This is a genomic window from Lentzea sp. NPDC058436 (assembly GCF_042721515.1).
Classification (GTDB): Bacteria; Actinomycetota; Actinomycetes; order Mycobacteriales; family Pseudonocardiaceae; genus Lentzea.
In genome coordinates this window covers 965,469-991,579 of the sequence record NZ_JBHXLF010000002.1, presented here as the reverse complement: position 1 = coordinate 991,579, position 26,111 = coordinate 965,469, and the positions used below count along the sequence as shown (strand labels likewise).

Here is a 26,111-nt window from a genome sequence, read left to right as displayed (position 1 = left end):
TCGCTGTTCGGAAATACTGCACAGCATGACGCTCAACCCGTGGCGCCTGCGCCTGCTCAGCCAGCTCGACGCGCTGGGCACCGTGCGGGCCGTGGCGCAGGCCGCGAACCTGAGTGCTTCGAGCGTGTCCCAGCAGCTCGCGGTGCTGGAGAGCGAGACGCGCACGCAGCTGATCGAACGGACCGGGCGGCGCGTCCGGCTCACGTCGGCCGGGCTGATCCTGGCGCGGCGCGCACGCTCGATCCTCGACCAGATGGAAGCGGTGGAGGCCGAGCTGAGGGAACTCAGCCAGGAGCCGTCCGGCCTCATCCGGCTGGGCGCGTTCCAGAGCTCGATCCACACGCTCGCCGTGCCCGCGATCCAACAGCTCTCCCACCCGCACCTCAGCGTCGAGATCGTGGAGCTGGAACCGCACGCCAGCATGCCCGCGCTGCTCGCGGGGGAGGTCGACGTGATCATCACGACCACCGACTTCGTGGAGCAGCCGGTGCCGGCCGACATCGACGTCGTGCCGCTCGGCGAGGACCCGATTGTGCTGCTCACACCGCCGGGCCAGCCCAAGAACGACATCGCGGCGTGCAAGGACGAGCCGTGGGCGTTCGACGTCCCCGGCTCGTACATGGCCACGCTCGCGACCCGGCTCTGCCGTCAGGCGGGCTTCGAGCCGAGGGTGGTCGGCCGGTTCAGCAACTACATGCTGACGCTCGAACACGTCGAGGCGGGGCTGGCGGTCGCGGTGCTGCCCGCGCTGGCCGTCGACCGGCGGTTCGACGTGGTCACCAGGGAGCTTCCGGTGACGCGGAGGATCACCGCGGCCGTGCGCCGCGACTCGCGCGCCGCGATCACCGCGGTGCTCGACGCCCTGCACACCTCGCGTTTCTCAGCATCCGGAACTAGTTGAGACGTCATCTAAACTCGGGAGGAGACGAAGGAGGGTTCCGTGCCGCGGAAGTCAGAGCCGTTGCGGAAGCTCGGTTTTCTCACCATCGGGCTGTTCGACGAGCACGATCCGGGGGCTGGTCACCGGAACACGCTCGACGTGATCGTGCTGGGCGAGGAGCTGGGGTTCGACAGCGCGTGGGTGCGGCACCGGCACCTGCAGTTCGGCATCTCCTCGCCGGTCGCGGTGCTCGCCGCCGCCACCCAGCGCACCAGCCGGATCCAGCTCGGCACCGCGGTCATCCCGCTGGGCTGGGAGAACCCGTTGCGCCTGGCCGAGGACCTGGCCACGGTCGACGTGCTGTCCGGCGGCAGGCTGAACCCCGGCGTCAGCGTGGGGCCGCCGATCCACTACGACGACGTCAAGGACGCGCTGTACCCGGAGACGGCCGACGTCGAGAACTTCAGCTACGACCGCGTGCAGCGCCTGCTCGACTTCGTGGGTGGCGAGAAGGTCGCGTCGTTCAGCGGCGTCGAGGGCATCGAGGTGTGGTCGGACCGCGTCCAGCCGCACGCTCAAGGCCTGCGCGACCGCATCTGGTACGGCGGCGGCAGCCTGCGGTCGGCGAAGTGGGCGGGCGAGCACGGCCTGAACCTGCTGACCAGCAACGTCGCCCAGTCCGAGATATCCGAGGACTTCGCCGAGACCCAGGCGTCGCACATCAGGACGTTCCGCGAGGCCGGTGGCGGACGGGTCTCGCAGGGGCTCGTGGTGATCCCGACCGACTCGGCGACGGCGGAGCAGCGCGCGAAGTACCAGGCCTACGTGGACGGACGGGCCGGGCGCATCGGCAAGACGTTCGGGCCGCGCAACATGATGTTCGAGCGCGACCTGATCGGCACCTCCGCCGAGATCGCTGAACAGCTCTACGCGCACCTCGGGTTCCAGGAGGTCGACGAGGTGGTGTTCGCGCTGCCGTTCAGCTTCGCCCACGAGGACTACGTGCAGATCCTCACCGACATCGCGACGAAGCTCGGCCCGGAACTGGGCTGGTCACCCGCCTAGCGCCCACCAGGTGTCGATGCGCGGCACGGACCGCGCATCACCCTCGGCCACGCGCGCGGCGTGGAACAGGAACCCGGCGATGCCCGCCGCACCCTGCATCCACCCGATGCCGGGCGGCAGCAACGGATCGGGGTTGCGGTGCTCGGTGAACCGCCAGCAAACACCAGGCCCGTCCTTCACCGCGTGCTCCACCACGACGTCGGCCAGGTGCAGCGCGAAGTCCGTGTGCTGCCCCGAGTCGAGCAGCACGTCACCGACACCCGCCGTGCCGCAGCACCGGCCGTCGTTGTCCCAAAAGCCCGGATACTTCCGTTCGGGCAGTCCGGACGCGCGGATGCTGTGCAGGCAACGGCGGTGCCACTCGCCGACGTCCACGCCGGCCACCTCGGACACGCCCGCGTGCCGCAGGGCAGGCCACAGCAACGAGGTTCCAGTCGGTCCGTGACACCAGCCGTAGTGGAACTCCTCCACCTCAACGATCTGCGGAACTCGCGCCCGCACCCGGAACCCGCCGTCGGACGTGTCGCCCAGCGTCACCAGGTGCTCGGCGCCGGCGGTGGCGGCCTCGACGAGGTCGGAACGCCCGAACTCGGCCCCGGCCAGGGCGAGCGCCGTCGAGACGCCCGCGACGCCGTGGGAGAAGTTCGGGAACTCCCTCTGCTCGACGCAGAACCGCACCGGCACCATCCGCCAGTTCAGCCCGCCGGGCACCTCCTCGCGTTCGGCCAGCAGGATCCCGGCCGCGAGGTCGGCGAGTTCGTCGGCACCGGCGACCCCGTGACGACGTGCCCACACAGCACCGAGCAGCACCCCGGCCGTGCCCACCGTCAGGTCGTGGCAGCGGGCGCCTTCCTGAAACCTCGGCGGGACGATGTTCCCGTTCGGCCAGCCGTCCGGTGTGGACAGTTCGAGCATCCTGGCGACCGCCTCGTCCGGTCCGTCCGCCCCCAGCGCCGTCAGCACGCTGACCGCGCTGACCAGGCCGGCGAAGAAGCTGACGTCATTCGTGGTGCCGATGCTCGCGCGGACCCGCCGCGCGACGGCCTCCGCCAACTGTTCCTCGCGCGCCGTCCACTCCCGGCTCAGCCTGATCTCGGCCAGCACGTGGGCCAGCCCGCCGACGCCCGAGTACATGCCCTCGCGCCACGGGAGTTCCAGCTCGCCGCCCGGGAACTGCGGTATCCACGGCCCGTCGTCGTGTCGCACCTGGTCGAGCACCCATCGCCAAGCGTCCTCGGCGGTCCCCCGATACGTCGCCACACCCCGATGATGGCACCGGACGCGCGCACACCGGGTGTTCTCACCTGATCGCCGGACGTGATCTGGAAAGCTGGTAGGCGTGCGCGTGGCTTTGCTGGGACCGACGGCCGTCGAGGCCGACGACGGCACACCGGTCGACATCGGTGGTGCCCGCGTCCGCATGCTCCTGGCCCGCCTCGCGCTCGACCCCGGCCGTCCCGTGCCGACGACGACGCTGATCGACGACCTGTGGGGTGAGCAGCCGCCCGCGGACGCCGGGAACGCCCTGCAGTCGCTCGTGTCGCGGTTGCGCAAGGTCTGTCCCGTCGCGCTGGAGCCGGGCGGGTACCGGCTGGGTGTCGCGACCGAGGACGTCGACGTGTTCCGGTTCGAACGGCTCAGGGCCGCCGGGCGGCTGGACGAGGCGCTGGCGCTGTGGCGTGGTGACGCGCTGGCCGACGTGCGGGAGGCGCCGTTCGCCGGGCCCACCGCCGCACGGCTGGAAGAGGCACGGCTGGCGGCGGAGGAAGACCGCGGCGAGCTGGACGTGGCCGCGCTGACGGCGCTGCACGAGAGACATCCGCTGAGGGAACGTCTGGCGGGCCTGCTGATGCGGGCGTTGTGCGCGCAGGGCAGGCAGTCCGACGCGCTGCACGTCTACGCGGAGGTCCGCGGCAGGCTCGCGGACGAACTGGGCGTCGATCCGTCGACTGAACTGCAGGACGTCCACCTGGCGGCGTTGCGTGGTGAGCTGGGGCCGCGGCCCGTCGTCGACCGGTTGCCGGTGCGACTCACCAGCTTCGTCGGGCGGGACGACGAGCTCGCGGAGATCACCGGGCTGCTCGGCCAGGCGCGGCTGGTGACGCTGGTCGGGCCTGGTGGCGCGGGCAAGACGCGCCTGGCCACCGAGGTCGCGGCACGGCATCCGTTGCACGGCAAGGGTCGCGTGTGGTTCGCGGCGCTGGCCGGCATCCGGGCGGCGGAGGACCTGGCCGGTGCGGTGCTGAGCGCGTTCGAGCTGACGTTCACGGGTGACCCGAGGCGGCGGGCGAGCGAGGGCATGGACCGGATCGCCGAGGTGCTCGGCGCCGGGGAGTCGTTGCTGGTGCTGGACAACTGCGAGCACCTCATCGGCGCGGCCGCCGAGTTCACCACCGAGCTGCTGCGCAGGGTGCCGAACCTGCGCGTGCTCGCGACCAGCAGGGAACCGCTCGCGATCGACGGCGAGTCGCTGTGCCCGATCGGCCCGCTCGCCGTGCCGAACGGCCAGGCGGACGTGGCCGGGTTCGGCGCGGTGCGGTTGTTCCTCGACAGGGCGAGCGCGGTGAAGCCCGGCTTCCGGCTCGACGAGTCCACTGTGGACGACGTACGGCTGATCTGCCGCCGGCTCGACGGCATGCCGCTCGCGCTCGAACTGGCGGCGGCACGGCTGCGGTCGATGACGGTCCGGCAGATCACCCAGCGCCTCGACGACCGGTTCCGGCTGCTCACCTCGGGCAGCCGCACCGCGCTGCCGCGCCAGCGGACGTTGCGTGCGGTCGTCGAGTGGAGCTGGGACCTGCTGACCGACGAGGAGCTGCGGCTCGCCAGGCGGCTCGCGGTGTTCCCCGCCGGCGCCGACCTCGCCGCGATCGAGGCAGTCTGCCTGCCGGACGCGTTCTACGTGCTCACGTCCCTGATCGAGAAGTCCATAGTGGACGCCGTCGAGATCGAGGGCGAGCCGCGGTACCGGATGCTGGAGACGATCAGGGTCTACGCGGACGAGCAGCTCGACGCGTCCGGCGAGAAGCGGGAGGTCGTCGGCAGGTTCCGGCGCTACTACCGCGAGCTGACCGAGCGGTGGGAGCCGCTCACCCGCACGGCGCGCCAGCTGGAGGCGATCGACGTCTACGAGGCGGAGCAGGACAACATCATCTCTGCGTTGCGCGGAGCGATCGACGACCGCGAGATCGAGCTGGCGGCGGACCTGCTCGGCGGCTCGTTCTGGTACTGGCTCGTCAAGGGCGACAACGAACGCGCGGAGATGTCGGTGCGCGACGTGCTCGCGCTCGGCGACCTGCTGCCGCCCGACCGCGCGGCGACGTTCCGGGCGATGCAGCTGATCATGGCCGCGGTGCCCGGTGTGACGGACCAGGAGGAGGCCGCGGCGGTCATCGAGAGCTGCGTCGACAGCGGGGCCGTGCAGAAGTACCCGTCCCTCGCGATCGCGCTGCCGATGCTGGCGTTCCTGAGCCAGAACGTCGAGCTGGCACGGCGTGAGGTGCGACGGGCGGCGGCGAGCGAGGACGCGTGGGCGCGGGCGGGCGCAGAGTGGGCGCTCAGCTTCATGCTGGTCGACGAGGGTGATCTCGAAGGCGCCGAACAGGCACGTGACCGCGCGTACGACCAGTTCACCGCCATCGGCGACCGGTGGGGTTCGGCGATGACGCTCGGCATGAAGGCCGCGTTCGTCTCGCACACCGGCGACAACCAGGGGGCGATCGACCTCTACGAACGCGGGCTGGAGGTCGCGACGGAGCTGCGGTCCCAGGACGACGCCGTGCAGCAGCGGTGGCGGCTCGCGGCGGAGTACGCGCGGATGGGCGACCACGCCGCGGCCGCGCGGGAGGTGGCCGCGGCGGAGCAGTTCGTGAGGGACGTCGGCAACGACCAGCTGTCCACGATGCTCGGCTACGCGAAGGCCGAGGTGGTGCTGCGGGCGGGCGACGTCGAGCAGGCACGCGCGCTGAGCGTCCTGTTCAAGCAGCGGATCACCGCGTCGTCGACGCTCGGGTCGTTCATCTCGGAGTGGACCGCCATCCTCGACGCGCGCATCGCGATCGCCGACGGGAGGCTGGACGAGGCGGCGGCCTTCGCCGCGGAGGCCATCCGGACGACGTCGGAACGCGCCGACATGCCGGACCTCGCGGGCGTCACCGAACTGCTCGCCCTGGTCCGCGACGCGCAGGGCCGTGACGACGCGACCCGGCGGGTGCTCGCCCTCGCCCACGTCATCCGCGGCCGCCTCGACATGGGCGACCCGGACGTGCGACGGCTGGTCGCCGAGCTCGGCGAGCCGGAGCAGCTGACGATCACCAAGGCAGAGGCGCTGCGACAGGTGCGCGAAGAAGCGGGCCTCAGCAACGGCTGAAGCCCGCTCTCACGTCACACGCGCTTGCGGTAGGCCCACATCGCGAGCGGGAAGAACACCGCGACCGCGGCGACCATCCAGATCAGCGACCCGGTGAGCGGCCCGGCGATCGCACCGCCGTTGAGCAGCCCGCGCAGCGCGTCCGACAGCAGGCTGACCGGGCTGATGTCCGCCCACGCCTTGAGCCAGCCCGGCATCGTCGAGGTGCCGACGAAGACGTTGCTGCCGAACGTCAGCGGCATGATCAGCACGAACATCAGGCCCTGCACGGCCTGCGGGGTCTTGAGCAGCATGCCCACGAACACCGAGGCCCAGCAGAAGCACAGTCCGAACAGGATCGCGAGCGCCGCCGCGATCACCAGTTCGACCGGACCGGTCTGCACGCGGAAGCCCATGATCGTGGCGACCACCAGCAGCACGACGATGCACACCACGTACCGCACGATGTCCGCGAGCACCGCCCCGACCAACGGTGCCGAGCGCGTGATCGGCATCGAGCGGAACCTGTCGAAGACGCCCTTGGAGACGTCCGTGTTCAGCTGCACGCCCGCGGTCATGCTGGCCTGCAGGATGTTCATGACCATGATGCCCGGCACGAGCATCTGCAGGTAGGCGTCGGTGTTCCCGGCGAGCGCACCACCGAAGAGGTAGGTGAACATCACCAGGAAGATGATCGGCGCCAGCGTCACGTCCGCCAGCTGCTCGGGGTTCTTGCGGATCTTGAGGATTCCCCGCCAGGCCAGCGCGAAGCCGTGGCGCACTCCCCTGTCCAACGCGATCGTGCTCATGCCAGGCTCCCCTCGGTCTGCTTGCCGGTCAGCGCGAGGAAGACCTCGTCGAGCGAGGGCAGCCGCAGCGCCAGCTCGTCCGCGGTGATGCCGGCCTCGTCGAGCTTGCGGACCAAAGTGGACAGCAGCACCGGGTCGTTCACCGGCGCCGTAAGCAGTCCCGTGTCGTCGTCGCGCGTCGGCCTCGCGCCGGTCAGGTCGCCGAGGATCCGGTAGACCACGTCGAGGTCGCTCAACGACGTGGGCCGCACCTGCAACGTCTGCCCGCCCACGCGGCGCTTCAGCTCGTCCGGCCTGCCCTCGGCCACGACCCGGCCGTGGTCGAACACGGTGATCGAGTCCGCGAGCTGGTCGGCCTCCTCCAGGTACTGCGTGGTGAGCAGGACCGTCACGCCGTTGGCGACGAGCTTGCGCACCACCGCCCACACCTCGTTGCGGGCGTGCGGGTCCAGGCCCGTCGTCGGCTCGTCCAGGTACAGCACGGACGGGTTGCCGACCAGGCTGGCCGCGAGGTCGAGCCGCCGGCGCATACCTCCCGAATACGTCTTGGCGGCTCGCCCCGCAGCGTCGGTGAGCTCGAACCGCTCCAGCAACTCGGCGGCCTTGGCCTTCGCCCCCGCACGCGAGTAGTCGAGCAGCCGTGCGAGCAGCACGAGGTTCTCCGTGCCGGACAGGTCCTCGTCGACCGACGCGTACTGCCCCGTCAGCCCGATCAGCGACCGGACCGCCCGCGGGTCCTTCACGACGTCGTGCCCGTGCACCGTGGCGTGTCCCGCGTCCGGGCGCAGCAACGTCGCCAGCACCCGCACCGCCGTGGTCTTGCCCGCGCCGTTCGGCCCGAGCACACCCACGACCTTCCCCTCCGGCACCTCGAGGTCGACGCCGTCCAGCGCCTTGGTCTCCCCGTAGTGCTTGACCAGGCCTTCAGCCCTGATCGCGAGTGCCATCGTTCCTCCCTGTGGTTCAGGGGGAACTGTGCGCCCGCGCGCTGGCAGCCCGCTGGCAGCGCGCTGTCAGCGGCTGGCGGCCATCCTGAGCACCGCCTCCGTGACGATCTCGGGCGACGTGCCGATGTTCAGCCGGGCGTGGCCCTCTCCCCCGCTGCCGAAGCCGGCGCCCGACATCAGGGCGACCCGTCCTCGTTCGAGGAAGAACGCCGCCGGGTCGTCGCTCACGGCCCGGCAGTCCAGCCAGGCCAGGAAGGTCGCCTTGGAGGGCTCGTACCCGATCTCGGGCAGGTGTTCGGTGAGCAGGTCCTTGAGCAGCTTGCGGTTCTCGTCGAGGCCTTGCAGCAGCGAGTCGAGCCACTCGCCGCCCTCCCTGAACGCGGCGGCGTGCGCGATCGCGCCGAAGTGGCTCGGCCCGTGGCTCACCTCCTCGGGGAGCCGGTCGAGCTCGTCGGTGTTGGAGATCGCCACCGCCACCCGCATCGCGGCGAGGTTCCAGCCCTTCGACGCGGACATGAGCGACATGCCCTGGGGGTCGACGCTCAAGTACGGCACGAACCTCGTGCTGCCGGAGACGAGCGGCGCGTGGATCTCGTCGGCGATCACGCGGACGCCGTGGTGCGCCGCCAGCCCGGCGAGGGCCGTCAGCTCCTCGGCGGTGTGGACGGTGCCGGTCGGGTTCTGCGGGTTGCACAGCAGGTACACCGGGCGGTCGGCCTTGACGTGCCGGAACGTCCGCTCCAGCACGTCCAGGTCGAGGCGTCCGTTCCTCAGCGGCGCCTCGACGACGGCGCGTCCCGTGCTCCTGACGAAGAGGTAGAACGGCGGGTACACCGGCGGGCTGACGATCACGGGGGCGCAGGGCCCGGACACCAGCTTGATGAGCTCGACGGCGCCGAGCATCACGTCGGACACGAGTGCCGTGCGCCCGACCGGCAGGTCCCAGTCCCAGCGCTGCTTCGCGAACGCGGCGAGCGCCTCCTGGCAGGCGGTGCCGGCCGGATATCCGGTGTCGCCGAGGTCGAGCGCGTCGACGATCGCCCGCCTGATCGGCTCGGCCGGGTCGACGTCCATCTCGGCCACCCACAACGGCAGCACGTCGTCGGGGAACTCCCGCCACTTCACACTCGTGCGCTGCCTCAACCGTTCCAACGACACCTGGCTCAGCGGGTTCGGCATACCCCCAACGTAGGTCAGCCGGCGTGGGCCGTCACGTTGTGCGCGGTGATCTCCTCGCCGCAGCACCGGCATGCGAGGAACGCGTCCGCGGGCTTGCCGCAGGCGTTGTGCTCCAGCACGATCGGCGGTCCGTCCGGACTCGGCACGTGCGCGTCACCCCACTTCATGAGGATCACGATGGCGGGGAACAACTCCAGCCCCGCCTCGGTGAGCCGGTACTCGTCGCGGTCCTCCGAGTACGGCACGCGGTGCAGCAGCCCGGCCTCGACCAGCGTCTTGAGCCGGGTGGACAGCGTCGGGCGCGGTACGTTGAGGTTGCGCACGAACTGCCCGTACCTGCGGACGCCGAAGAACGCCTCGCGCAGGATCAGCAGCGTCCACTTCTCCCCCACGAGGTCGAGCGCGCGCCCGACGGACTCGCCCCGGAACCGGCTGTCGTGGGCGTCGGGGTCGATCATCGGCGTTCCTTCGTCAGCAGCGGGGAGAGCGTCGTGAGCAGTCTGCGGGCTGCCGGGTCCTCCGCTGTCGCCGGGACCAGTCCGACGTGGTCGGCGCCTGCCTCGAAGTACTCGCCAACCCGGTCCGCGACGGTCCTGGCCGAGCCGATCGCGCCCACCGCCTCGACGAGGTCGAGCGGGATGGCCTGGGCCAGCTCGGAACGCGGCTTGCCGGCGCGGGCCTCGTCGACGAGCGTGCTGTGGCCGAGAGCGGTGAACATCTCGCCGTAACCGGGCGGGGCGAGGTAGACGGACAACTGGGCGCGGAGCTGACGGAGGGTGTCGGGGCCGGGGTCGAGGGCGGCCGGGATCCAGACCGCGAGAGGCGGTCCGCCCACAAGTCGCTGACGAACGTCGGCCACGTGATCCGCGCTCACGAGGTTGAGCACCAGCTCGTCCCCCACCTCCGCCGCCACACGCGTCATCGCCGGTCCGAACGCCGCCACCGAGATCGGTGTGCCGGGAACCGGCTCCTGCGAACGGAACCCCGCCACCCTTTCGCCGTTCAGGATCGCCCGCGTGTCCCGCACGGTCTCCCGCGTCCGCCGGACCGGTTCCCAGTCCCGGCCGTGCCACTCCGTCACGATCCGCGGGCTGGAGGCGCCCAACGCCAGCGAGGCCCGTCGTCCGGTCGTGACGACCACTGTGGACAGTCCGAGGGCCAGCGCCACCGGGCTCCGCACGCCGGCCGCGAGCGGGCCGATCCTCAGCGAGATGCTCGACGTCCGCAGACCGATGGCCGTGGCCAGGGCGAACGCGTCGAACGTCGCCATCTCCCCGACCCACAGCGTGCCGAACCCGGCCTCGTCCGCCACGACGGCGATGTCGAGGGCCTCGGCGGGCGGCCGGTCGAGCCAGAACGGCGTCACGACGCCGACCGACGTCACAGTTGTTCCGTCCGCGCGGGCACGCCGAGCAGCAGTTTGCCCGGCAGTTCGAACGACGCCGCGTTGACCTGGAAGTGCGCGGAAGCCGTGTGGGCGTCCCGGAAACGCCGCTGGATCGGCGCCCCGTCGTAGATCGCGCCACCACCGGCGAGGTCGTAGAGCTCCGAGACGACGGACCGGGCCGTCCGGGCGGCGTGGGTGGCGGCCAGTCGCACCCCGGCACGGGCCTCGACCGGCACCGAACCGTTCTGCGCCGCTTCCCAGGCCTCCCCGACCGCCTCGTGGAAGTAGGCTCTGGCCGCCCTCAACGATGCCGAGGCGGAGGCCACCGCGGCCTGGGTCGACGAGCGTTCCGCCAGCGTGCGGCTGGACCCGAGGGGCTTGCGTCCGGCCAGCGCGACGAAGTCGTCCAGCGCGCCGAACCCGTTGCCCAGCGCCGCCGCCGCGACCGACGCCGCGAAGAACCCGAAGACGGGGAACCGGTACAGCGCCCCATCACGCAGAGGTCCGTCCAACACGGACAGAACGCGGGACTCGGGCACGAACACGTCCCGCGCCACGCAGTCGTGGCTCCCAGTGCCGCGCAATCCCGTGGTGTGCCAGGTGTCCAGCACCTCCAGCGACGCCTTGGGCAACGCGGCCACCTTCAACGCGCCGTCGAGGACGAACCCGGCGAACAGCCAGTCGGCGTGCCCGATGCCCGAGCAGAACGACCACTGCCCGGACACCACCACGCCGCCGTCGGCCACAACACCGCGTCCCTTCGGCGCCCACACCCCGGCGGCGACCGACCGCGGGTCCCCGAACACCTCCTCCTCGCCCGCTTCGGGCAGGTAGGCGGCGAGCAGTCCTGAGGTGGCCGCGATCGACACGCACCAGCCGGCGGAGGCGTCACCACGGGCGATGGCCTCGGCGACGGCCAGCGTCTCGCCCGGCGGACTTTCGGGTCCGCCGAGCGAGCGCGGGACGCCGAGCCGGAACAGGCCCTCCGACCGGATCGCCTCCACCAGCTCGGGGGCGAGCGCGCGGGCCGCCTCCGACCTGGGCGCGAGTTCGCGGGCGAGGTCGGCGATGGCCTGCACGGCGCCTCCTGGTTCAGAATTCTTACCGGTTCAGTTTCCTTACCGTAGACACTCCTTCAGCAGGCATGCAAGGGCTCAGGCGAACGGCGCCTTGTCGATGCCGCAGGTCTTCTGCACAGGCAGCACACCGGTGAAGAGGTACTCCCGCTTCACCTTCTCCGCACACGTGCTGCGCACGTACATCGACGTGTGCCCGTAGCCCTCCACGGTCAGGAACCCGGTGCGGGCCATCTCCGCGGCGCCGTCCTGGGCACCGTGCAGCGGAGTCGACGGGTCGAACCTGCTGTTGACGAACAGGACCGGTGCCGACGTCCTGCGGTTCCACGGGCCGGTGTAGCGGTCCTCGTCACGGCCCTGCCAGAACGCGCAGGCCATCATGTCGAACACCACCGCACGACCCCAGTACGGCACGCGCTCGTCCTCACTGGCGCCGTACCGCGAGTACGCGGCCTGGTCGCGCGGGAAGTCGCTGTCCGAGCACTGGATCGCGTTGAAGGCCTCGAACCGGTTCGAGACGTAGTCTGCCGACGCCGTCAACGACGTCGGCGCCTCCCACACGCCCTGCAGCACCCGAGCGGTGTTCTGCCAGGTGTCCGGCTGCGCCAGCGAGTCCCACACCGTGCTGATCAGCGAGACGCGGTCGAACCGCCCGTCCGGCGTCGTGACCGGAGACGCCGTCACCTTCGCGACGAGGTCCGCCCACTTCTGCTTCAGGTCACCGCCCGCGAACGCGCACTGAGCACCAGGAGCGGCACACAGCTGCAGGAACTGGTCGAACGTCTCGGCGATCCCGCGCGGCACGTCCTGACGGGTGTCCAGGGGCACGGTCGTGCCCTGGTCACCGTGCCCGGTCGCGTTGCCGACGAAGTCGAGCGAGCCGTCGAACGCCAGCGCGCGAACCTTGTCCGGGAACAGGTTCGCGTAGATCGCGCCGAGGTGCGTGCCGTACGAAATACCGTGGTATGTGAGCTTCTTGTCGCCCACGGCCTTGCGCAGCAGGTCGAGATCGCGTGCCGTGTTGGCGGAGGAGACGTGGTCCAGCAGGTCGCCGGACTTCTCCTCGCACCGCCGCACGAACTCGCGGTAGCTGTCGTAGAACGCGGGTTCCTCCGCCGCCGTGTCCGGGTAGACCGGGATGGAGTTGAGGAACTGCTGCTGCTCGTCGACGCTGTCGAAGCAGCGCACGGTGGCCGAACGGCCGATGCCGCGCTGGTCCCACGACACCACGTCGAACCGCGACCGCAGCTCGGACGAGAACAGCCACTCCCACTTGCCGCGAGCCCGCAGTCTGTCCACACCGGACGATCCGGGCCCGCCGAAGTTCACGAACAGCGAGCCGATCCGCTTCGACGGGTCGGTCGCGGGCAGCCTGATCAGCGCCAGGTCGATCTTCGCGCCGTACGGCTCGTCGTGGTCCAGCGGCACCTTCGCCGTGGAGCACTGGAACCCGTCCTGACAGTCCTGCCACGACAGAACGGGCGTCTGCGCCTCTTCGGCCGCCAGTGCGGCCGGCGCCAGGCCGACGAGCAGCGCGGCCGTCAGAAGTATTGATCTCACATGAAGCTCCCCAGTTTCGACCTCTCGACCACGAAGACGCCGCGGAGATCAACTGGGTTGCCTGGGGTCAAACGTCAACCGTTCAACGCATGTGTGGCCGTCGCCCCTCCGTCCACCACGAACTCGCCGCCCGTGCAGTACGCGCTCTCGTCACTGGCCAGGAACAACACGACGTTGGCGACGTCCTCGGGCTGCCCGATCCGCCGCAGCGCCAGCTTCTTGCCGATCGGCGACACGTCGATCGGCCGCCCCAGCGCCTCGCTGACCATCGGCGTGTCGATGGCTCCCGGATGCACCGAGTTGACGCGGATCCCGTGCTGTCCCAGCTCCATCGCGGCGACCTTCGTCATGCCGCGGATGGCGAACTTGGACGCCGTGTACGCCGTCAGGTACGGCATGCCGCCCAGACCTTCGACCGACGACACGTTCACGATCGAGCCGCCGCCGGCCGCCTTCATCGACGGGACGACCGACCGCATGCCGAGGAACGTGCCGACCTGGTTGATCCCGATCACGCGCTGGTAGTCCGCGAGGGAGGTGTCGGCCAGCGCGGAGAAGTGCAGGATCCCGGCGTTGTTCACCAGCACCGTGATCTCGCCGAACGTCTGCACGGTGAACGCGATCGCCTCGGCCCACGACTCCTCCGACGACACGTCCAGGTGGCAGAACTCGGCGCCCAGTTCGGCCGCGAGCTCCTTGCCCTGGTCGTCGAGGACGTCGGTGATCATCACCTGGGCGCCCTCGGCGGCGAACCGGCGTGCGGCGGCCGCGCCCTGACCCCGTGCGGCGCCGGTGATCAGGGCGACCTTTCCGTTGAGCCGCATCTACATCATCTCGTCGGTGAGCGGCATCATCACGGTCTTGAGCTCCGTGTACGCCTCGTACGCGCTCTGCCCGCCCTCCCTGCCGAGGCCCGACTGCTTGTAGCCGCCGAACGGGATGTGCGGTTCGAGCTGGAAGCCGTTGATGCCGACCATGCCGACGCGCAACGACTTCGAGACGCGGAACGCGCGGCGGACGTCGTTGGTGTAGACGCCCGCGCCCAGGCCGTACTCCGTGTCGTTGGCGATGCGGACGGCTTCTTCCTCGTCGTCGAACGGCACGACCGTGAGCACCGGGCCGAAGATCTCGTCCCGTGCGATGGCCATGTCGTTGGTGGCGTCGGCGAAGATCGTCGGCGCCACGAAGTTGCCGGACGCGTAGTCGCCGTCGAGGCGGGTGCCGCCCGTCACGAGGCGCGCTCCGTCCTGCTGGCCGCGTTCGATGTAGCCGAGCACGCGTTCGAGCTGCTTGCCGTTGATCAGCGGGCTGGCCAGCACCGCCGGGTCGAACGGGTCGCCGAACGTCACCGCGGTCGCGAGCATCTGCGCCATCGAGATGAACTCGTCCTGCACGTCCCGCTGCACCAACGCGCGCGTGTGCGCGACGCAGGCCTGGCCGGACAGACCCATCGTGACCATGCCCATGCAGGTCATCGCGGCGAGGCCGACGTTCGGGGCGTCCGCGAACACGATCGCTGGCGACTTCCCGCCCAGTTCCAGGGAGACGCGCTTCATCGTGCCCGCTGAGGCCTCGACGATCCGGCGGCCGACGGTGCGGCTGCCGGTGAAGCTGATCTTGTCGACGCCGGGGTGGGTGATCAGCGCCTCGCCGGTCGGGTTGCCGGGGCCGGTGACGAGGTTGACGACGCCCTCCGGCAGGCCCGCCTCGATCAGCAGCTCGACCATGCGGATCACGCAGAACGACGCGTACTCCGACGGCTTGACCACGACCGTGCAGCCTGCGGCCAGCGCGGGCGCCAGTTTCTGGGCGAACAGCACGAAAGGCGCGTTCCACGGCAGGATCGCCGCGACCACGCCGACGGGTTCGCGGAACGTCATCGCGAGGTGGTCGCCGCCCTGGTACGGCGGCAGGGTCTGGCCGCCGACCTTGTCGATCCAGCCGGCGTGGTGGTCGAAGATGTCGGCCGCGATGCCGACCGAGGTGGCGTAGATCTGGCCGAACGACAGCGGCACGCCGTTGTCGAGCGCCTGCAGGCCGCGCAGCTCGTCCGAGTGCTCGCGCAGCAGGTCGCCGTACCTGCGCAGGATCTTGATGCGTTCGCCCGCCTTCGAACGGGGCCAAGGCCCCTCGTCGAACGCCTTGCGGGCCGCCAGCACGGCCGCGTCCACGTCCTTCGCCGACGCGACGGCGAAGCTGCCGATCTCCTCGGCCGTGGCGGGGTGGTGGTGGGTCCAGGTCTCGTCCGCCTCGCGGAACTCGCCTCCGATGAGGAGCCGGCCGTCCTTGAGGCCCAGGGTCTCGCGGTGCGGTTGGACGGTGAGCGTCACAGCTCCTCCTACAGGGCCATCGTGTCCGTACAGGCGAAAGTCCTCTGTGGATCCCGGTCGGCGAAGTGGCCGTCGAGATCGGTGAACGCGTCGAACTTCTTCTCGACGGTCGGCGGCGCCATCAGCGCGACCATGCCGCCGTGCACGACGAAGACCTGTCCGTTGATCTTGTCGCCAGACGGTCCCGCCAGGTGCGCCACGAACTTCGCGACGTGCTCGGGTGCGAGCGAGTCGTCGCCTTCCGGCGCGTCGCCGAACACGTGCGCGGTCATCTGGGTGCGGGCGCGCGGGCAGATCGCGTTGGCGCGCACGCCGTACCGGCTCGTGCCCCGAGCGGTCGCGACCGTGAGCGCGGCGATGCCCGCTTTAGCTGCCGCGTAGTTGGCTTGGCCCTCCGAGCCGAGGAGGAACGCCTCGGAGGAGGTGTTCACGATCCGCGCGTAGACCGGTTCGCCAGCCGCCTTCGACTCCTGCTTCCAGAACGCGACGGCGTTGCGCGACAACAGGAAGTGGCCGCGCAGGTGCACCCGCACGACCAGGTCCCACTCGTCGTCGTTCATGTTGAACAGCATCCGGTCGCGCAGCACGCCCGCGTTGTTCACGACGACGTGCAGCCCGCCGAACTGCTCGACCGCGGCGGCGACGAGGGCGTCGGCGGTGCTGCGCTCGCCCACGTCACCCTCGACGACCACGCACTTCGCGCCCAGCTCCTCGATCTCGGCCGCGGCGGCGTCGGCCGCTCCCGGCAGGTCGTTGAGCACGATCGACGCACCGGCCCGTGCGAGCTCCAGCGCTTCCGCGCGGCCGAGCCCCGCACCGGCGCCGGTGACGACGGCGACCTTCCCCGCAAGGTCCACAGGAGACTCCCAGAAAGGAAATGTGTCAGTCGAACAGGATGACCTGGCGGATCAGCGATCCACCGCCGCGCAACGCCTGCAGTCCCTCGTTCACGTCCTCCAGCCTGATCCGCTTGGAGATCATGCCTTCGAGGTCGAGCCGACCCTGCCGCCACAGCGCGATCATGCGCGGGATGTCGCGGCGGAAGTTGGCGGTCCCGTAGAACGACCCGTGCAGCGTCTTGTCGTGCAGGAACAGTTCCTGGGCGCTGAACGACACCATCGCGTCCGCGCGGCCGGCGCCGACGACCACGGTGTGGCCGCCGCGGCGGGTGAGGTCCCACGCCTGCCGGATCGTGGCGGGCAGGCCGACGACGTCGAACACGTAGTCGAAGCCCATGCCGAAGTTCAGCTGGTTGTTCAGGTCCGCGATGCCGTCGGGCACGGTCGCGTGCGTGGCGCCGAACTTCCGCGCCACCTCGTGCTTCTCCACCACCGGGTCGACCGCGACGATCCGTGCCGCGGCCGCGAGCCGGGCGCCCTGGAGCACCGCGACACCGACACCACCGCAGCCGATCACGGCGACACTGGAGCCAGGTTCGACCTTCGCGGTGTTCAGCACGGCTCCGACGCCGGTCAGGATGCCGCACGACAGCAGCGCGGCGACGTCCCACGGCACGTCGTCGTCGATCTTCACGGCCGCGTCGGCGGGCACGACCATCTCCTCGGCGAACGCGCCGAGCCCCGCGTACCCGAAGGCCGGGTTGCCACCGACGACGAACCTCGGTGACGTGAACGCGGAGATGGTGTGCACGAGGCACAGATGTGCCTGGCCCGTGACGCACTGGGCGCACTTCCCGCACGGCGGCACGAACGTGATCGCCACGTGGTCGCCGACCGCGAGCGACGTCACGGCGCTCCCGATCTCGGCGATCTCACCGGCGCCTTCGTGGCCGACGACGCCGGGAGCCAGGGCCGGGAGCGTTCCGTCCATTGCGGACAGATCGCTGTGGCAGACCCCGCACGCCTTGATCCTGATGCGGATCTCCTGCGGTCCCACCGGTGTGGTGGTCACGTCGTCGCGGAGCTCCAGCTTGTCGTCGCCTACCTGGTTGAGCACGGCAGCCTTCACCGGTATCACTCCTCGCTGAGCTCACGGCCGAACTACCCGTCGGACACTAGAATCTGTTCCTGTTCTTGACAAGGCCCATCAGCGTGAGAGCCGCAGCGCGCCCTTGGGGCACGACGCGACGGCCCGTTCAGCCGGAGCCTCCTCACCCGAGGTCAGCTCACCGTCCCGGATCTGCAGAACCTCGTCGTCATCGAGATCGAACACCTCGGGCAGGATGGACATGCACTCCCCGTGCGCCTCGCACAGCGAAGGGTCGACGCCGACCTTCATCGCGGCCTCCTGACATCAAGTAGAACTTGTTCTAGAGTAGCGGTCATGCGCATCGGTTTCACGCCCGAAGAGGAGCAGTTGCGCCAGGAGTTGCGGGCGTACTTCGCCGCGCTCATGACGCCCGAACGCAAGGCCGGTCTCGCCGGGGGCAGCGACTACGGCGACGCCGAGGTCTACAAGGACACCGTCCGCCGGATGGGGCTGGACGGGTGGCTGACCATCGGCTGGCCGGAGGAGTACGGCGGGCGGAACCGCCCGATGCTGGAGCAGCTGATCTTCCTGGACGAGGCGTCGGCGGCCGGCGCGCCCGTGCCGTTCCTGACGCTGAACTCGATCGGGCCGACGATCATGTCGCTGGGCACGCCCGAGCAGAAGGCCTTCTACCTGCCGAAGATCGCGTCCGGCGAGCTCCACTTCGCCATCGGCTACTCCGAACCGGAGGCGGGCACCGACCTCGCCGGCCTGCGGACGCGGGCCGTGCGCGACGGCGACGAGTACGTGGTCAACGGCCAGAAGATGTGGACGAGCCTCATCCAGTACGCGGACTACGTCTGGCTGGCCTGCCGCACCGACCAGGAGTCGCAGCGGCACAGGGGGCTGAGCATCATCATGGTGCCGACCACGGCCCCCGGCTTCTCCTGGACGCCCGTGCCGACGATGTCCGGCCCCACGACCAGCGCCACCTTCTACGACGACGTCCGGGTGCCCGCGTCGAACCTCATCGGCGAGGAGCACAAGGGCTGGAAGCTCATCACCAACCAGCTCAACCACGAACGCGTCGCCCTCTGCTCGGCCGCGCCGCTGCAGACCGCGTTGCGCGAGGTTCGCCGGTGGGCGGACGAAACCGGTGCCGCGAAACAGGAGTGGGTGCGTCTTCACCTCGCCCGCGTGCACGCCAAGACCGAGTTCCTCAAGCTCGTCAACTGGCGGATCGCGTCCGGTTCCGACGAGGCTCCGTCACCGGCGGAGGCGTCCGCCACCAAGGTGTTCGGCACCGAGTTCGCGACCGAGGGCTACCGGCTACTGATGGAGGTGCTGGGCGCCAACGGGATCGTGCGCGCCGGCTCGCCCGGAGCGTTGCTGCACGGCCGGGTCGAGCGCATGCACCGCTCGTCACTGATCCTCACGTTCGGCGGCGGCACCAACGAGATCCAGCGGGACATCATCGCGCGCGTGGGCCTCGGGCTCCCCGCAGTACCCCGGTAAGGAGCACTGCCATGGACTTCACGCTCACCGAGGCGCAGCGCGAGCTCGCCGCGCTGACCCGCAAGATCCTCGACTCGTCCGACTCGCCGTGGAGCGACCTGGTCAGGTCCGGTGTCGTGCCGGAGCAGCCCGACGAGTTCGGCGTCCTGGAGCAGTGCGCGGTGCTGGTCGAGCTCGGCCGCGCGGTCTCGGACGTCCCCTACCTGCCCACGACGGTGGCGGCCTCGGCCCTCGCCGAGTTCGGCACGCCCGAGCAGCGCGAACGCTGGCTGGAGCCCGGAACCGTGCTGTCCGTGGCGCTCTCCGAGGCCGACGGCGTGAAGACGACCGTGCCGTTCGCCAGCACCGCTGCGGCTTTCCTGGTGGCGCAGGACGAGCAGGTGTTCCTCGTCGAGGCCCGCGAGCTGGAGATCACGCCGCAGGAACTGGTCGACGGGTCGGACGCCGGTTCGTTCGAGCACTCCGGCGGCGAACTGGTCCCCGGTCTCTCCCCCGACTGGCTGATCACGCGGTACACACTGGGGTTGTGCGCACTCCAGCTCGGCGTGACCGAACGCGCGCTGGAGCTGACGGCCGAGTACGCGCGGACCCGCGTGCAGTTCGACCGGCCGATCGGCAGCTTCCAGGCCGTGGCGCAACGCCTCGCTGATGCGTACATCGACGTCGCTGCCATCCGCCTGACGCTCTGGCAGGCCGCCTGGCTGCTCTCCGAGGGCCTCGACGCGGCAGCGGAGGTGGCAACCGCCAAGTTCTGGGCCGCGGACGCAGGGCACCGCGTGGCGCACACGGCCGTGCACGTCCACGGCGGCACCGGCATCGACATGAGCCACGGCGTGCACCGCTACTTCACCGCGGCCAAGCGCAACGAGTTCGAGCTGGGCGGGGCGACCGCCCAGCTCCTGAAACTCAGCGCAGCTTGGTGAGGCGTTCGACCGTCTCACCGAACTCACGCAACAGGTCCGCCATGACGTCCGCGACCGGACGGACCTCGTTCATCCGCCCGACGACCTGGCCGACCGGCATCGACACCACGGACGGGTCGTCGGACCGGGCGATCCGCAGGTGCGCCTCGCTCACCAGCAGGTTCTGCAACGGCATCGGCAGCGGGTCCGGTGCCTCCTCCGAAGTCCACGCCTCGGTCCACCGCGTCTTCAGCAGCCGCGCCGGTTTGCCGGTGTAGATGCGGGTGCGGACGGTGTCGCTGGACCCGGCAGCGAGCAACGCCTGCTGAGTGCTGGAGTTGCCGAGCGTGTACTCGGCGGTGGTCAGCCAGTACGAGCCCATCCACACCCCGGACGCGCCCAACGCCATGGCCGCGGCCGCCTGCCGTCCGGAGCCGATGCCACCGGCGGCGAGCACCGGCACGTCGACCGCGTCCACGATCTCCGGCACCAGCACCATCGTCGCGACCTCACCCGTGTGGCCGCCAGCCTCGTAACCCTGCGCCACCACGATGTCGACGCCGTTGGCCACGTGCCGACGCGCGTGTTCGGCCTTGCCCGCCAACGCTGCCACGGGCACGCCGGCCGCGTGCGCGCGCTCGATCACGTCGGCCGGTGGTGAGCCCAGGGCGTTCGCGATGAGCCGGATCGGGTGTTCCAGGGCCACGTCGACGTGCGAGCGCGCGACCGAGTGCAGCCAGCCGAGCACGCCCTCGCCGCCCTCGCCGTCGGGCAGTGGTGGCACGCCGAGCTTCAGCAGCGTCTGGTCCACGAAGTCCTTGTGGCTCTGCGGGATCAACGCGCTCAGGTCGATCTGCGTGCCCTCCTTCGGCACGGTCGCGGGCATGACGATGTCAACGCCGTACGGCTTGCCGTCGGTGTTCTCGTCCATCCACGTCAACGCGCGGTCGAGGTCCTCCGCGTCGTTGAACCGCACGCACCCCAGGACACCGAACCCGCCCGCCCTGCTGATCGCCGCCGCCACGTGCTCGGACGGCGTGAAGCCGAAGACGGGGTGCTCGATGCCCAGCTCGTCACACAGGCTGGTGCGCATGGTCCTCCACGTGGCGCTTCGCCCACTGGTAGTCGGGTTTGCCGCTCGGGGTGCGGCCGATCTCGGCGACGAGCCACAACGACCGCGGCACCTTGTAGCCCGCGAGGGTCTCGCGCACGTGGGCGTCCAGTTCGGACAGTGTCGGCGTGGTGCCGTCGCGCGGCTGGACGATCGCGCCGACGCGTTGGCCGAGCAGGTCGTCGGGAACACCGATGACGAGCGCGTCGAACACGTCCGGGTGCGACTTCAGCACGCCCTCGACCTCCTCGGGGAACACCTTCTCGCCGCCGGTGTTGACGCACGTGTTGCCGCGTCCCAGCAACGTGATGTCGCCGTCCTCCTCGAAGCGGGCGAAGTCACCGGGCACCGTGAACCGCTTGCCGTCGACCTCGACGAACATCCGCGCGGTCTTCTCCGGGTCCTTGTAGTAGCCGATCGGGATGTGCCCGCCGCGCGCCAGCTTGCCGATCACGCCGGGCTTGGGTTCGAGCTTGTTGCCGTCGTCGTCGATGACGATGGTGTCCTCGTTGAGCTTCACCTTGGTGCCGTCGGTCTTCACGATCTCCTTGGGCACCGCGCCGATGCCGGTGGACCCGGTCTCGCTCGACCCGATCGACTCCAGCAACGTCGTGTGCGGCAACAGCTCCTGGTACTGCTTCTTGACGGTGTAGGAGAACAGGGCCGCGCTGCTGTTGAGGATGTACAGCGACGAGCCGTCGTAGGTGCCGCGCTGGAACTCCTCGATCAGCGGCCGGCCCATCGCGTCGCCGGTGATGACGGCGACCTGGACCTTTTCCCTTTCGATCACCTGCCAGATCTCGACGGGGTCGAACTTGGGCACCAGCACCACCGTGCTGCCGCTGAACAACGCGCCGAGCACGGCCCACTGCGCCGCGCCGTGGATCAGCGGCGGCAGGCACAGCCGGACGAGCCCGTAGTCCTTGCCGGAGTTGGCCTGGTGCCACTCGTCGGTGAGCCGCTCGCCGGTGACGAAGTCGATGCCGCCGCCGAGCGTGCGCCACACGTCCTCGTGCCGCCACATCACGCCCTTGGGCATGCCGGTCGTGCCGCCGGTGAAGAGGATGTAGAGGTCGTCCGGACTGCGCGGCGCGAAGTCCCTCTCAGCGGACTCCTCCGCCAGCGCCGTCTCGTAGTCCGCGCCCTCGAACGGTTCCTCGGTCTCGTCGCCGATCACGACCGTGTGACCGGGCGAGCCGACCTCCGCGACCAGCGGCGAGTACCGCCGTTCGTGTACGAGAGCGGTCAGGTCCGCTTCACCGAACAGGTATTGCAACTCGTTCTTGGTGTAGCGGTAGTTCACGTTGATGGCCACGGCACGCAGCTTGTAGACCGCGAGCATGGCCTCGACCAGTTCGATCGAGTTGCGCGCGTAGAGGCCCACGTGCGAACCCTGCGTCACGCCGTTCTTTGCCAGGTGGTGAGCCAGTTTGTTGGCTCGCGCCTCAAGTTCGGCGTAGGTGACCCTCTTCGGGCCGCAGACGAGCGCGGTCCGGTCGGGCACGGTGTCGGCGGCGTGTTCAACGAGGTCTGCGACGTTGAGGGCCATGGTGAGCAAAGTAGAACGTGTTACTGTTCTCGACAATCCCCCGTGCGGTCAGACTCGATCCAGGAGGCGCGCGAATGACGACCACGACAGAACCACACGCGTTGGTGGACTTGGTGGGCAACGCACTGGTCGTCACGATGAACCGCCCGGAGGTCCGCAACGCGTTGTCCGGCCCCATGTTGGCCATCATGAAGGAGGCCTGGGACCGCGTCGACACCGATCCGGACGTCCGCGTCTGCATCTTGACCGGCGCCGGCGGCTCGTTCTGCGCGGGCGCGGACCTGAAGGCCATGACCTCCAACCACCCCAGCGAGAACGCCGGCAAGTTCGACTTCTCCGTCATCGAACCGCTCCTGAAAGGACGTCGATTGACGAAACCGCTCATCGCGGCGGTGGAGGGCCCGGCGGTCGCCGGCGGCACCGAGATCCTTCAGGCGACGGACATCCGCGTGGCCGGCGAGAGCGCACGGTTCGGCGTCTCGGAGGCGCGCTGGGGCCTGTTCCCCCTCGGCGGCTCGGCGGTGCGGCTGCCGCGCCAGATCCCGTACACGGTCGCGGCGGACCTCCTGCTGACCGGACGGCACATCAGGGCGGCGGAGGCCAAGGAGATCGGGCTGATCGGGCACGTGGTGCCGGACGGCCAGGCGCTCGACAAGGCCCTCGAACTCGCCGCGCTGATCACGGCCAACGGGCCGATCGCGGTCCAGAAGATCCTGCAGACCATGCGGGAGACCGAGGCCATGCACGAGAACGACGGGTTCAAGGTGGACGCCAGGCTCGGCATGGAGGTGTTCTCCAGCGAGGACGCCAAGGAGGGGCCGCGGGCGTTCTCGGAGAAGCGCAAGCCGGAGTTCAAGGGCCGCTGACGGTCGACGATCCGGCCCGAGCGATGCCCTCGAACCTGTCGGCCTGCTTGCGCACATGATCGTTCCGCATGACCTCGCCCGTCTCGCGCAGCTTGCGGGCAGTGCTGGCGAGCGCGAGCCATTCCCCGATGTTGGCCTGGTGCTGGGCCGTCCTGGTCAAGATCCACGAGGCGGTGCCGACGTCGTCCGGCCCGGTGGACTGCGCGAGCGCCCAGTTGAGCAGTGCCGCGGTTTCGCCGTGCCGCCCCAGGCTCTCCAAGCTGTGCGACTGGTATACCGCTGTCCAGACCAGACTGGGAATGTCGTTGTGCTCCCGATAGATCTGTTCGGCTTCGACCTCAAGAGCCAACGCACGCTGTGGGTCGCCTGCTCGCTGCAACGTGAGGCCGAGATAGTTCAACACCCATGCGGTGTGGCGCGGATCGTCAACCTCCCTGGCTAGGACAAGCGCCTCTTCGAGCGTGACGAGCGCCGCGGTCACATCACCGCTGTCGCGCTGGTGCGCACCGAGATGAGCCAGTAAGTAGGACTTCCTCCGCACCGTCATGGATCGGCCGGCCAACGGCACCAGAACGTCAACGGCATCGCTCGGCCGGTCGCGGCCACCGAGATGAAGCGCGAGATGCACGCTCATGTCCGCGATCGCACCGATGTCGTCTGACTCCACCGCAGCGGCAAGTCCCTGTCTGAGCACGGTCTCCGCCTCAACGAACAGACCCCGGTACATGTAGTAGCCCTGCAGTTCCATGGCGAGGCTCACGACCAGGTTCCACTGCTGCTGAGTCACAGCGGCATCGACCACCGCCACCAGGTTGCCGCCTTCACGGTCGCGCCAGGGCAGGCCGGCGCCGACCGGCTGTCCGTCCCTCGCGTGGTCGGCCCCCAAGCGACGCACCTCCGACTCGTACCACCGAATTGCCCGCAACGCGGCGGCCTCCGCCTCCCCGTGCTCGGCGTCCTGGTCCGCGACGTGCACGACGAGCAGCCTGTAGAGGTCGTGGATGGTGAACCGTCCCGCCGATCCCACGTCGAGGAGGCTTCGGGCAGCCAGTTCCGTCAATTCTTGTGCGGCTGCGCTCTCCGGCAGTTCGAGGACCGCGGCCGCCACCCCGACGCCGAAGTCCGTCCCCGGAATCGCGGCCAGTCTGCGGAAGTACCGTCGGCGGTCCGCTGACAACGCCCTGTAACTCACCAACAGGCAGGCCAGCACGTCCAATTCACCCTCCGCCGCGCGCAACGCCCGAAGTCGAGTACGAGCCTCACTCACGCTGGCCAGGACGGTGTCCGCGGACGTCCTGCCCAACCTGAGGCCGATGGCTCGCAGTGCGATCGGCAGTCCACCGCAGGCATCCAGCACTGGCTCCGGAATTGACTGCGCAGGCTGCTCGCTGACCGTCGCGAGCAACTCGACCGCGGCTTCCCTCGAGAACCGCCCGATGTTGAACTGTCTGGCGTCCTCCAAGCCGAGCAAACAACGTGACGTGATTATGGTCAGGTGAGTCGTTCCGGGCGGAAGGAGCTCACGCACCTGTTCAGCACCGCTCGCGTTGTCCAGGACCAGCAAGACCCGCTTGCCGCGCAGCGCGTCCTGCCAGGCCCGACCACGATCCTCTTGCCACCTCTCCGCAGGCACACCCGTCTGTCGAAGGAGCAGGCTCAACGCCTCACGCTGATCGAGCGCCGTCCCATCCTTCCGGTTGAGGTCCAGGTACAGATGCAGGTGGGGCCAGCTGTCGCCCAACCGGTGCGCCGCTCGAATCGCGAGCCGCGACTTGCCCACGCCGCCCATACCGCTGATCGCCAGCACGGACCAGCCCTCGTGCGCATGAGCAGAAATGGCCTCGATCTCGTCCACGCGGTTGACGAAGTCCCGGATGTCTCGCGGGAAGTAGGACGGAAGCCCCGCGTCCAACGCATCCCGCAGAGCGAACAATTCGGCGTTCACCAGTCGCTGAGGCACGTCCTCCCCGTTGTGATGCAGCGCGCTGAGCCGCCACAACGCTCTGAGCGACTCGACCCACAGGTCATCGGGATCAATGTGGCGGGCGACGCCTGCAACCGTCTCCCAGTCGAACGGGCGGACACCGCTGAAGAGGTTGGACATCGCCGTCTTGCTGTGGTGCAGATGTTCCCCGACGTCCTTCTGCGAGAAGTTCGTCCGAGCCAACGCCTTGCGCAGGATCGCACCAAGGGCCTGAGGTGCCGTCAGCGCTGGCGGTGCCTCGTCCTGCGGCATCACACGTCTGTCCTGTCCTGCCGAACCTGGGTTCCGGCATCGATCCGAATCCGTTCCAGCACCGTTCCGGGATCCTCCAGACAGACCCGAACGCGTTCGAGACGCGAGACCATCGAAATCACACCAATAGGAAGGCGAAGAACATGATGGTCGGCAGAGCGTTGCGCCTCACCGGAAGCAGCTGTTTGATCTCCGCACTTCTCATGTCAGCACCCTTGCACGTCATTCTGATTCTGAGCTTTCTGGTCGGAATTTCCACCTCGCTCGACTTCATCCTGCGATGGCGTCTCGGAGCAAGCGCGCTCGACAAAGTCCGGCACGGCGACGTGGTGCGCCTGGTCGAATCCGTCGTCGAACCACGCCGCGACGAGAACGGCCACACACGCCGCCGCTGAGCTGCCGCCACGCCGGTGGTCTGGTTT

At 69.6% G+C, this 26,111-nt stretch carries 23 protein-coding genes; 7 read left to right on the top strand and 16 right to left on the bottom strand.

Annotation, left to right across the window (positions count from 1 at the left end):
- The first annotated feature begins 25 nt into the window (after positions 1-25).
- The gene (locus ACFWN2_RS11905; protein ID WP_382426890.1) at positions 26-901 is read left to right on the top strand and encodes a LysR family transcriptional regulator; all 876 of its coding nucleotides are present in this window, start codon (positions 26-28) and stop codon (positions 899-901) included.
- Between the two features lie 39 nt (positions 902-940).
- Positions 941-1,945, top strand: coding sequence for an LLM class flavin-dependent oxidoreductase (locus ACFWN2_RS11900; protein WP_382426888.1), 1,005 nt, complete (start codon positions 941-943; stop codon positions 1,943-1,945).
- Here ACFWN2_RS11900 and ACFWN2_RS11895 read toward each other — a convergent pair.
- The gene (locus ACFWN2_RS11895; protein WP_382426886.1) at positions 1,934-3,205 is read right to left on the bottom strand and encodes a lanthionine synthetase LanC family protein; all 1,272 of its coding nucleotides are present in this window, start codon (positions 3,203-3,205) and stop codon (positions 1,934-1,936) included. The genes ACFWN2_RS11900 and ACFWN2_RS11895 overlap by 12 nt on opposite strands.
- 79 nt (positions 3,206-3,284) lie before the next feature.
- On the opposite strand from ACFWN2_RS11895, the gene ACFWN2_RS11890 reads away from it, so the two are divergent.
- On the top strand, positions 3,285-6,314 hold the full coding sequence (locus ACFWN2_RS11890) for a BTAD domain-containing putative transcriptional regulator (RefSeq protein WP_382426885.1): 3,030 nt from the start codon (positions 3,285-3,287) through the stop codon (positions 6,312-6,314).
- A 14-nt stretch (positions 6,315-6,328) separates the two neighbouring features.
- Here ACFWN2_RS11890 and ACFWN2_RS11885 read toward each other — a convergent pair whose 3' ends face one another.
- The 12 genes from ACFWN2_RS11885 to ACFWN2_RS11830 all read right to left on the bottom strand — a co-directional run bounded on the left by ACFWN2_RS11885 (position 6,329) and on the right by ACFWN2_RS11830 (position 17,819).
- Positions 6,329-7,102, bottom strand: coding sequence for an ABC transporter permease (locus ACFWN2_RS11885; RefSeq protein ID WP_382426883.1), 774 nt, complete (start codon positions 7,100-7,102; stop codon positions 6,329-6,331).
- Complete coding sequence (locus tag ACFWN2_RS11880; RefSeq protein WP_382426882.1) at positions 7,099-8,049, bottom strand: ATP-binding cassette domain-containing protein; 951 nt, start codon at positions 8,047-8,049, stop codon at positions 7,099-7,101. Before ACFWN2_RS11880 ends, ACFWN2_RS11885 begins: the two co-directional genes overlap by 4 nt.
- 66 nt (positions 8,050-8,115) lie before the next feature.
- Entirely contained in the window at positions 8,116-9,228 is a 1,113-nt protein-coding gene (locus ACFWN2_RS11875) for a MalY/PatB family protein (protein ID WP_382426881.1), read from the bottom strand.
- A gap of 14 nt (positions 9,229-9,242) precedes the next feature.
- Positions 9,243-9,686, bottom strand: a complete 444-nt coding sequence (locus tag ACFWN2_RS11870; RefSeq protein WP_382426880.1) for a winged helix-turn-helix transcriptional regulator — start codon at positions 9,684-9,686, stop codon at positions 9,243-9,245.
- Entirely contained in the window at positions 9,683-10,612 is a 930-nt protein-coding gene (locus ACFWN2_RS11865; protein ID WP_382426879.1) for an LLM class F420-dependent oxidoreductase, read from the bottom strand. The genes ACFWN2_RS11870 and ACFWN2_RS11865 overlap by 4 nt, the downstream gene beginning before the upstream one ends.
- On the bottom strand, positions 10,609-11,694 hold the full coding sequence (locus ACFWN2_RS11860) for an acyl-CoA dehydrogenase family protein (protein ID WP_382426878.1): 1,086 nt from the start codon (positions 11,692-11,694) through the stop codon (positions 10,609-10,611). Before ACFWN2_RS11860 ends, ACFWN2_RS11865 begins: the two co-directional genes overlap by 4 nt.
- A 75-nt stretch (positions 11,695-11,769) precedes the next feature.
- Positions 11,770-13,251, bottom strand: coding sequence for an alpha/beta hydrolase (locus ACFWN2_RS11855; protein ID WP_382426875.1), 1,482 nt, complete (start codon positions 13,249-13,251; stop codon positions 11,770-11,772).
- Positions 13,252-13,325: 74 nt separating this feature from the next.
- Entirely contained in the window at positions 13,326-14,075 is a 750-nt protein-coding gene (locus tag ACFWN2_RS11850) for a glucose 1-dehydrogenase (RefSeq protein WP_382426874.1), read from the bottom strand.
- A complete protein-coding gene (locus tag ACFWN2_RS11845; RefSeq protein WP_382426872.1) occupies positions 14,076-15,581 on the bottom strand; it encodes an aldehyde dehydrogenase family protein in 1,506 nt (501 codons plus the stop codon). It lies immediately after the preceding gene.
- A gap of 8 nt (positions 15,582-15,589) precedes the next feature.
- A complete protein-coding gene (locus tag ACFWN2_RS11840) occupies positions 15,590-16,438 on the bottom strand; it encodes a 3-oxoacyl-ACP reductase (protein ID WP_382426870.1) in 849 nt (282 codons plus the stop codon).
- A gap of 25 nt (positions 16,439-16,463) precedes the next feature.
- Positions 16,464-17,549: a Zn-dependent alcohol dehydrogenase gene (locus tag ACFWN2_RS11835; protein WP_382426869.1), complete on the bottom strand. Its 1,086-nt coding sequence runs from the start codon at positions 17,547-17,549 to the stop codon at positions 16,464-16,466.
- 78 nt (positions 17,550-17,627) lie between these two features.
- On the bottom strand, positions 17,628-17,819 hold the full coding sequence (locus tag ACFWN2_RS11830; RefSeq protein WP_382426868.1) for a ferredoxin: 192 nt from the start codon (positions 17,817-17,819) through the stop codon (positions 17,628-17,630).
- A gap of 45 nt (positions 17,820-17,864) precedes the next feature.
- Between ACFWN2_RS11830 and ACFWN2_RS11825 the strand changes: the two genes are divergently transcribed.
- Positions 17,865-19,025 carry an acyl-CoA dehydrogenase family protein gene (locus ACFWN2_RS11825; protein ID WP_382426866.1) on the top strand — a complete coding sequence of 387 codons (1,161 nt, stop codon included), beginning with the start codon at positions 17,865-17,867 and terminating at the stop codon, positions 19,023-19,025.
- Between the two features lie 11 nt (positions 19,026-19,036).
- Positions 19,037-19,948 (top strand): acyl-CoA dehydrogenase family protein, encoded by a 912-nt coding sequence (locus ACFWN2_RS11820; RefSeq protein ID WP_382426864.1) that lies wholly within the window; start codon positions 19,037-19,039, stop codon positions 19,946-19,948.
- On the opposite strand, the gene ACFWN2_RS11815 is transcribed toward ACFWN2_RS11820, so the two are convergent.
- Together ACFWN2_RS11815 and ACFWN2_RS11810 are read right to left on the bottom strand one after the other, a co-directional pair.
- On the bottom strand, positions 19,932-21,020 hold the full coding sequence (locus tag ACFWN2_RS11815; protein ID WP_382426863.1) for an NAD(P)H-dependent flavin oxidoreductase: 1,089 nt from the start codon (positions 21,018-21,020) through the stop codon (positions 19,932-19,934). The two genes, ACFWN2_RS11820 and ACFWN2_RS11815, sit on opposite strands and share 17 nt — an antisense overlap.
- The gene (locus ACFWN2_RS11810; protein ID WP_382426862.1) at positions 21,001-22,587 is read right to left on the bottom strand and encodes an acyl-CoA synthetase; all 1,587 of its coding nucleotides are present in this window, start codon (positions 22,585-22,587) and stop codon (positions 21,001-21,003) included. The genes ACFWN2_RS11815 and ACFWN2_RS11810 overlap by 20 nt, the downstream gene beginning before the upstream one ends.
- A 74-nt stretch (positions 22,588-22,661) precedes the next feature.
- Between ACFWN2_RS11810 and ACFWN2_RS11805 the strand changes: the two genes are divergently transcribed.
- Complete coding sequence (locus ACFWN2_RS11805) at positions 22,662-23,453, top strand: crotonase/enoyl-CoA hydratase family protein (protein WP_382426861.1); 792 nt, start codon at positions 22,662-22,664, stop codon at positions 23,451-23,453.
- Here ACFWN2_RS11805 and ACFWN2_RS11800 read toward each other — a convergent pair.
- Positions 23,440-25,689, bottom strand: a complete 2,250-nt coding sequence (locus ACFWN2_RS11800) for a tetratricopeptide repeat protein (protein ID WP_382426859.1) — start codon at positions 25,687-25,689, stop codon at positions 23,440-23,442. The two genes, ACFWN2_RS11805 and ACFWN2_RS11800, sit on opposite strands and share 14 nt — an antisense overlap.
- Between ACFWN2_RS11800 and ACFWN2_RS11795 the strand changes: the two genes are divergently transcribed.
- Positions 25,653-26,084: a hypothetical protein gene (locus ACFWN2_RS11795; protein WP_382426857.1), complete on the top strand. Its 432-nt coding sequence runs from the start codon at positions 25,653-25,655 to the stop codon at positions 26,082-26,084. The genes ACFWN2_RS11800 and ACFWN2_RS11795 overlap by 37 nt on opposite strands.
- Positions 26,085-26,111 lie beyond the last annotated feature (27 nt).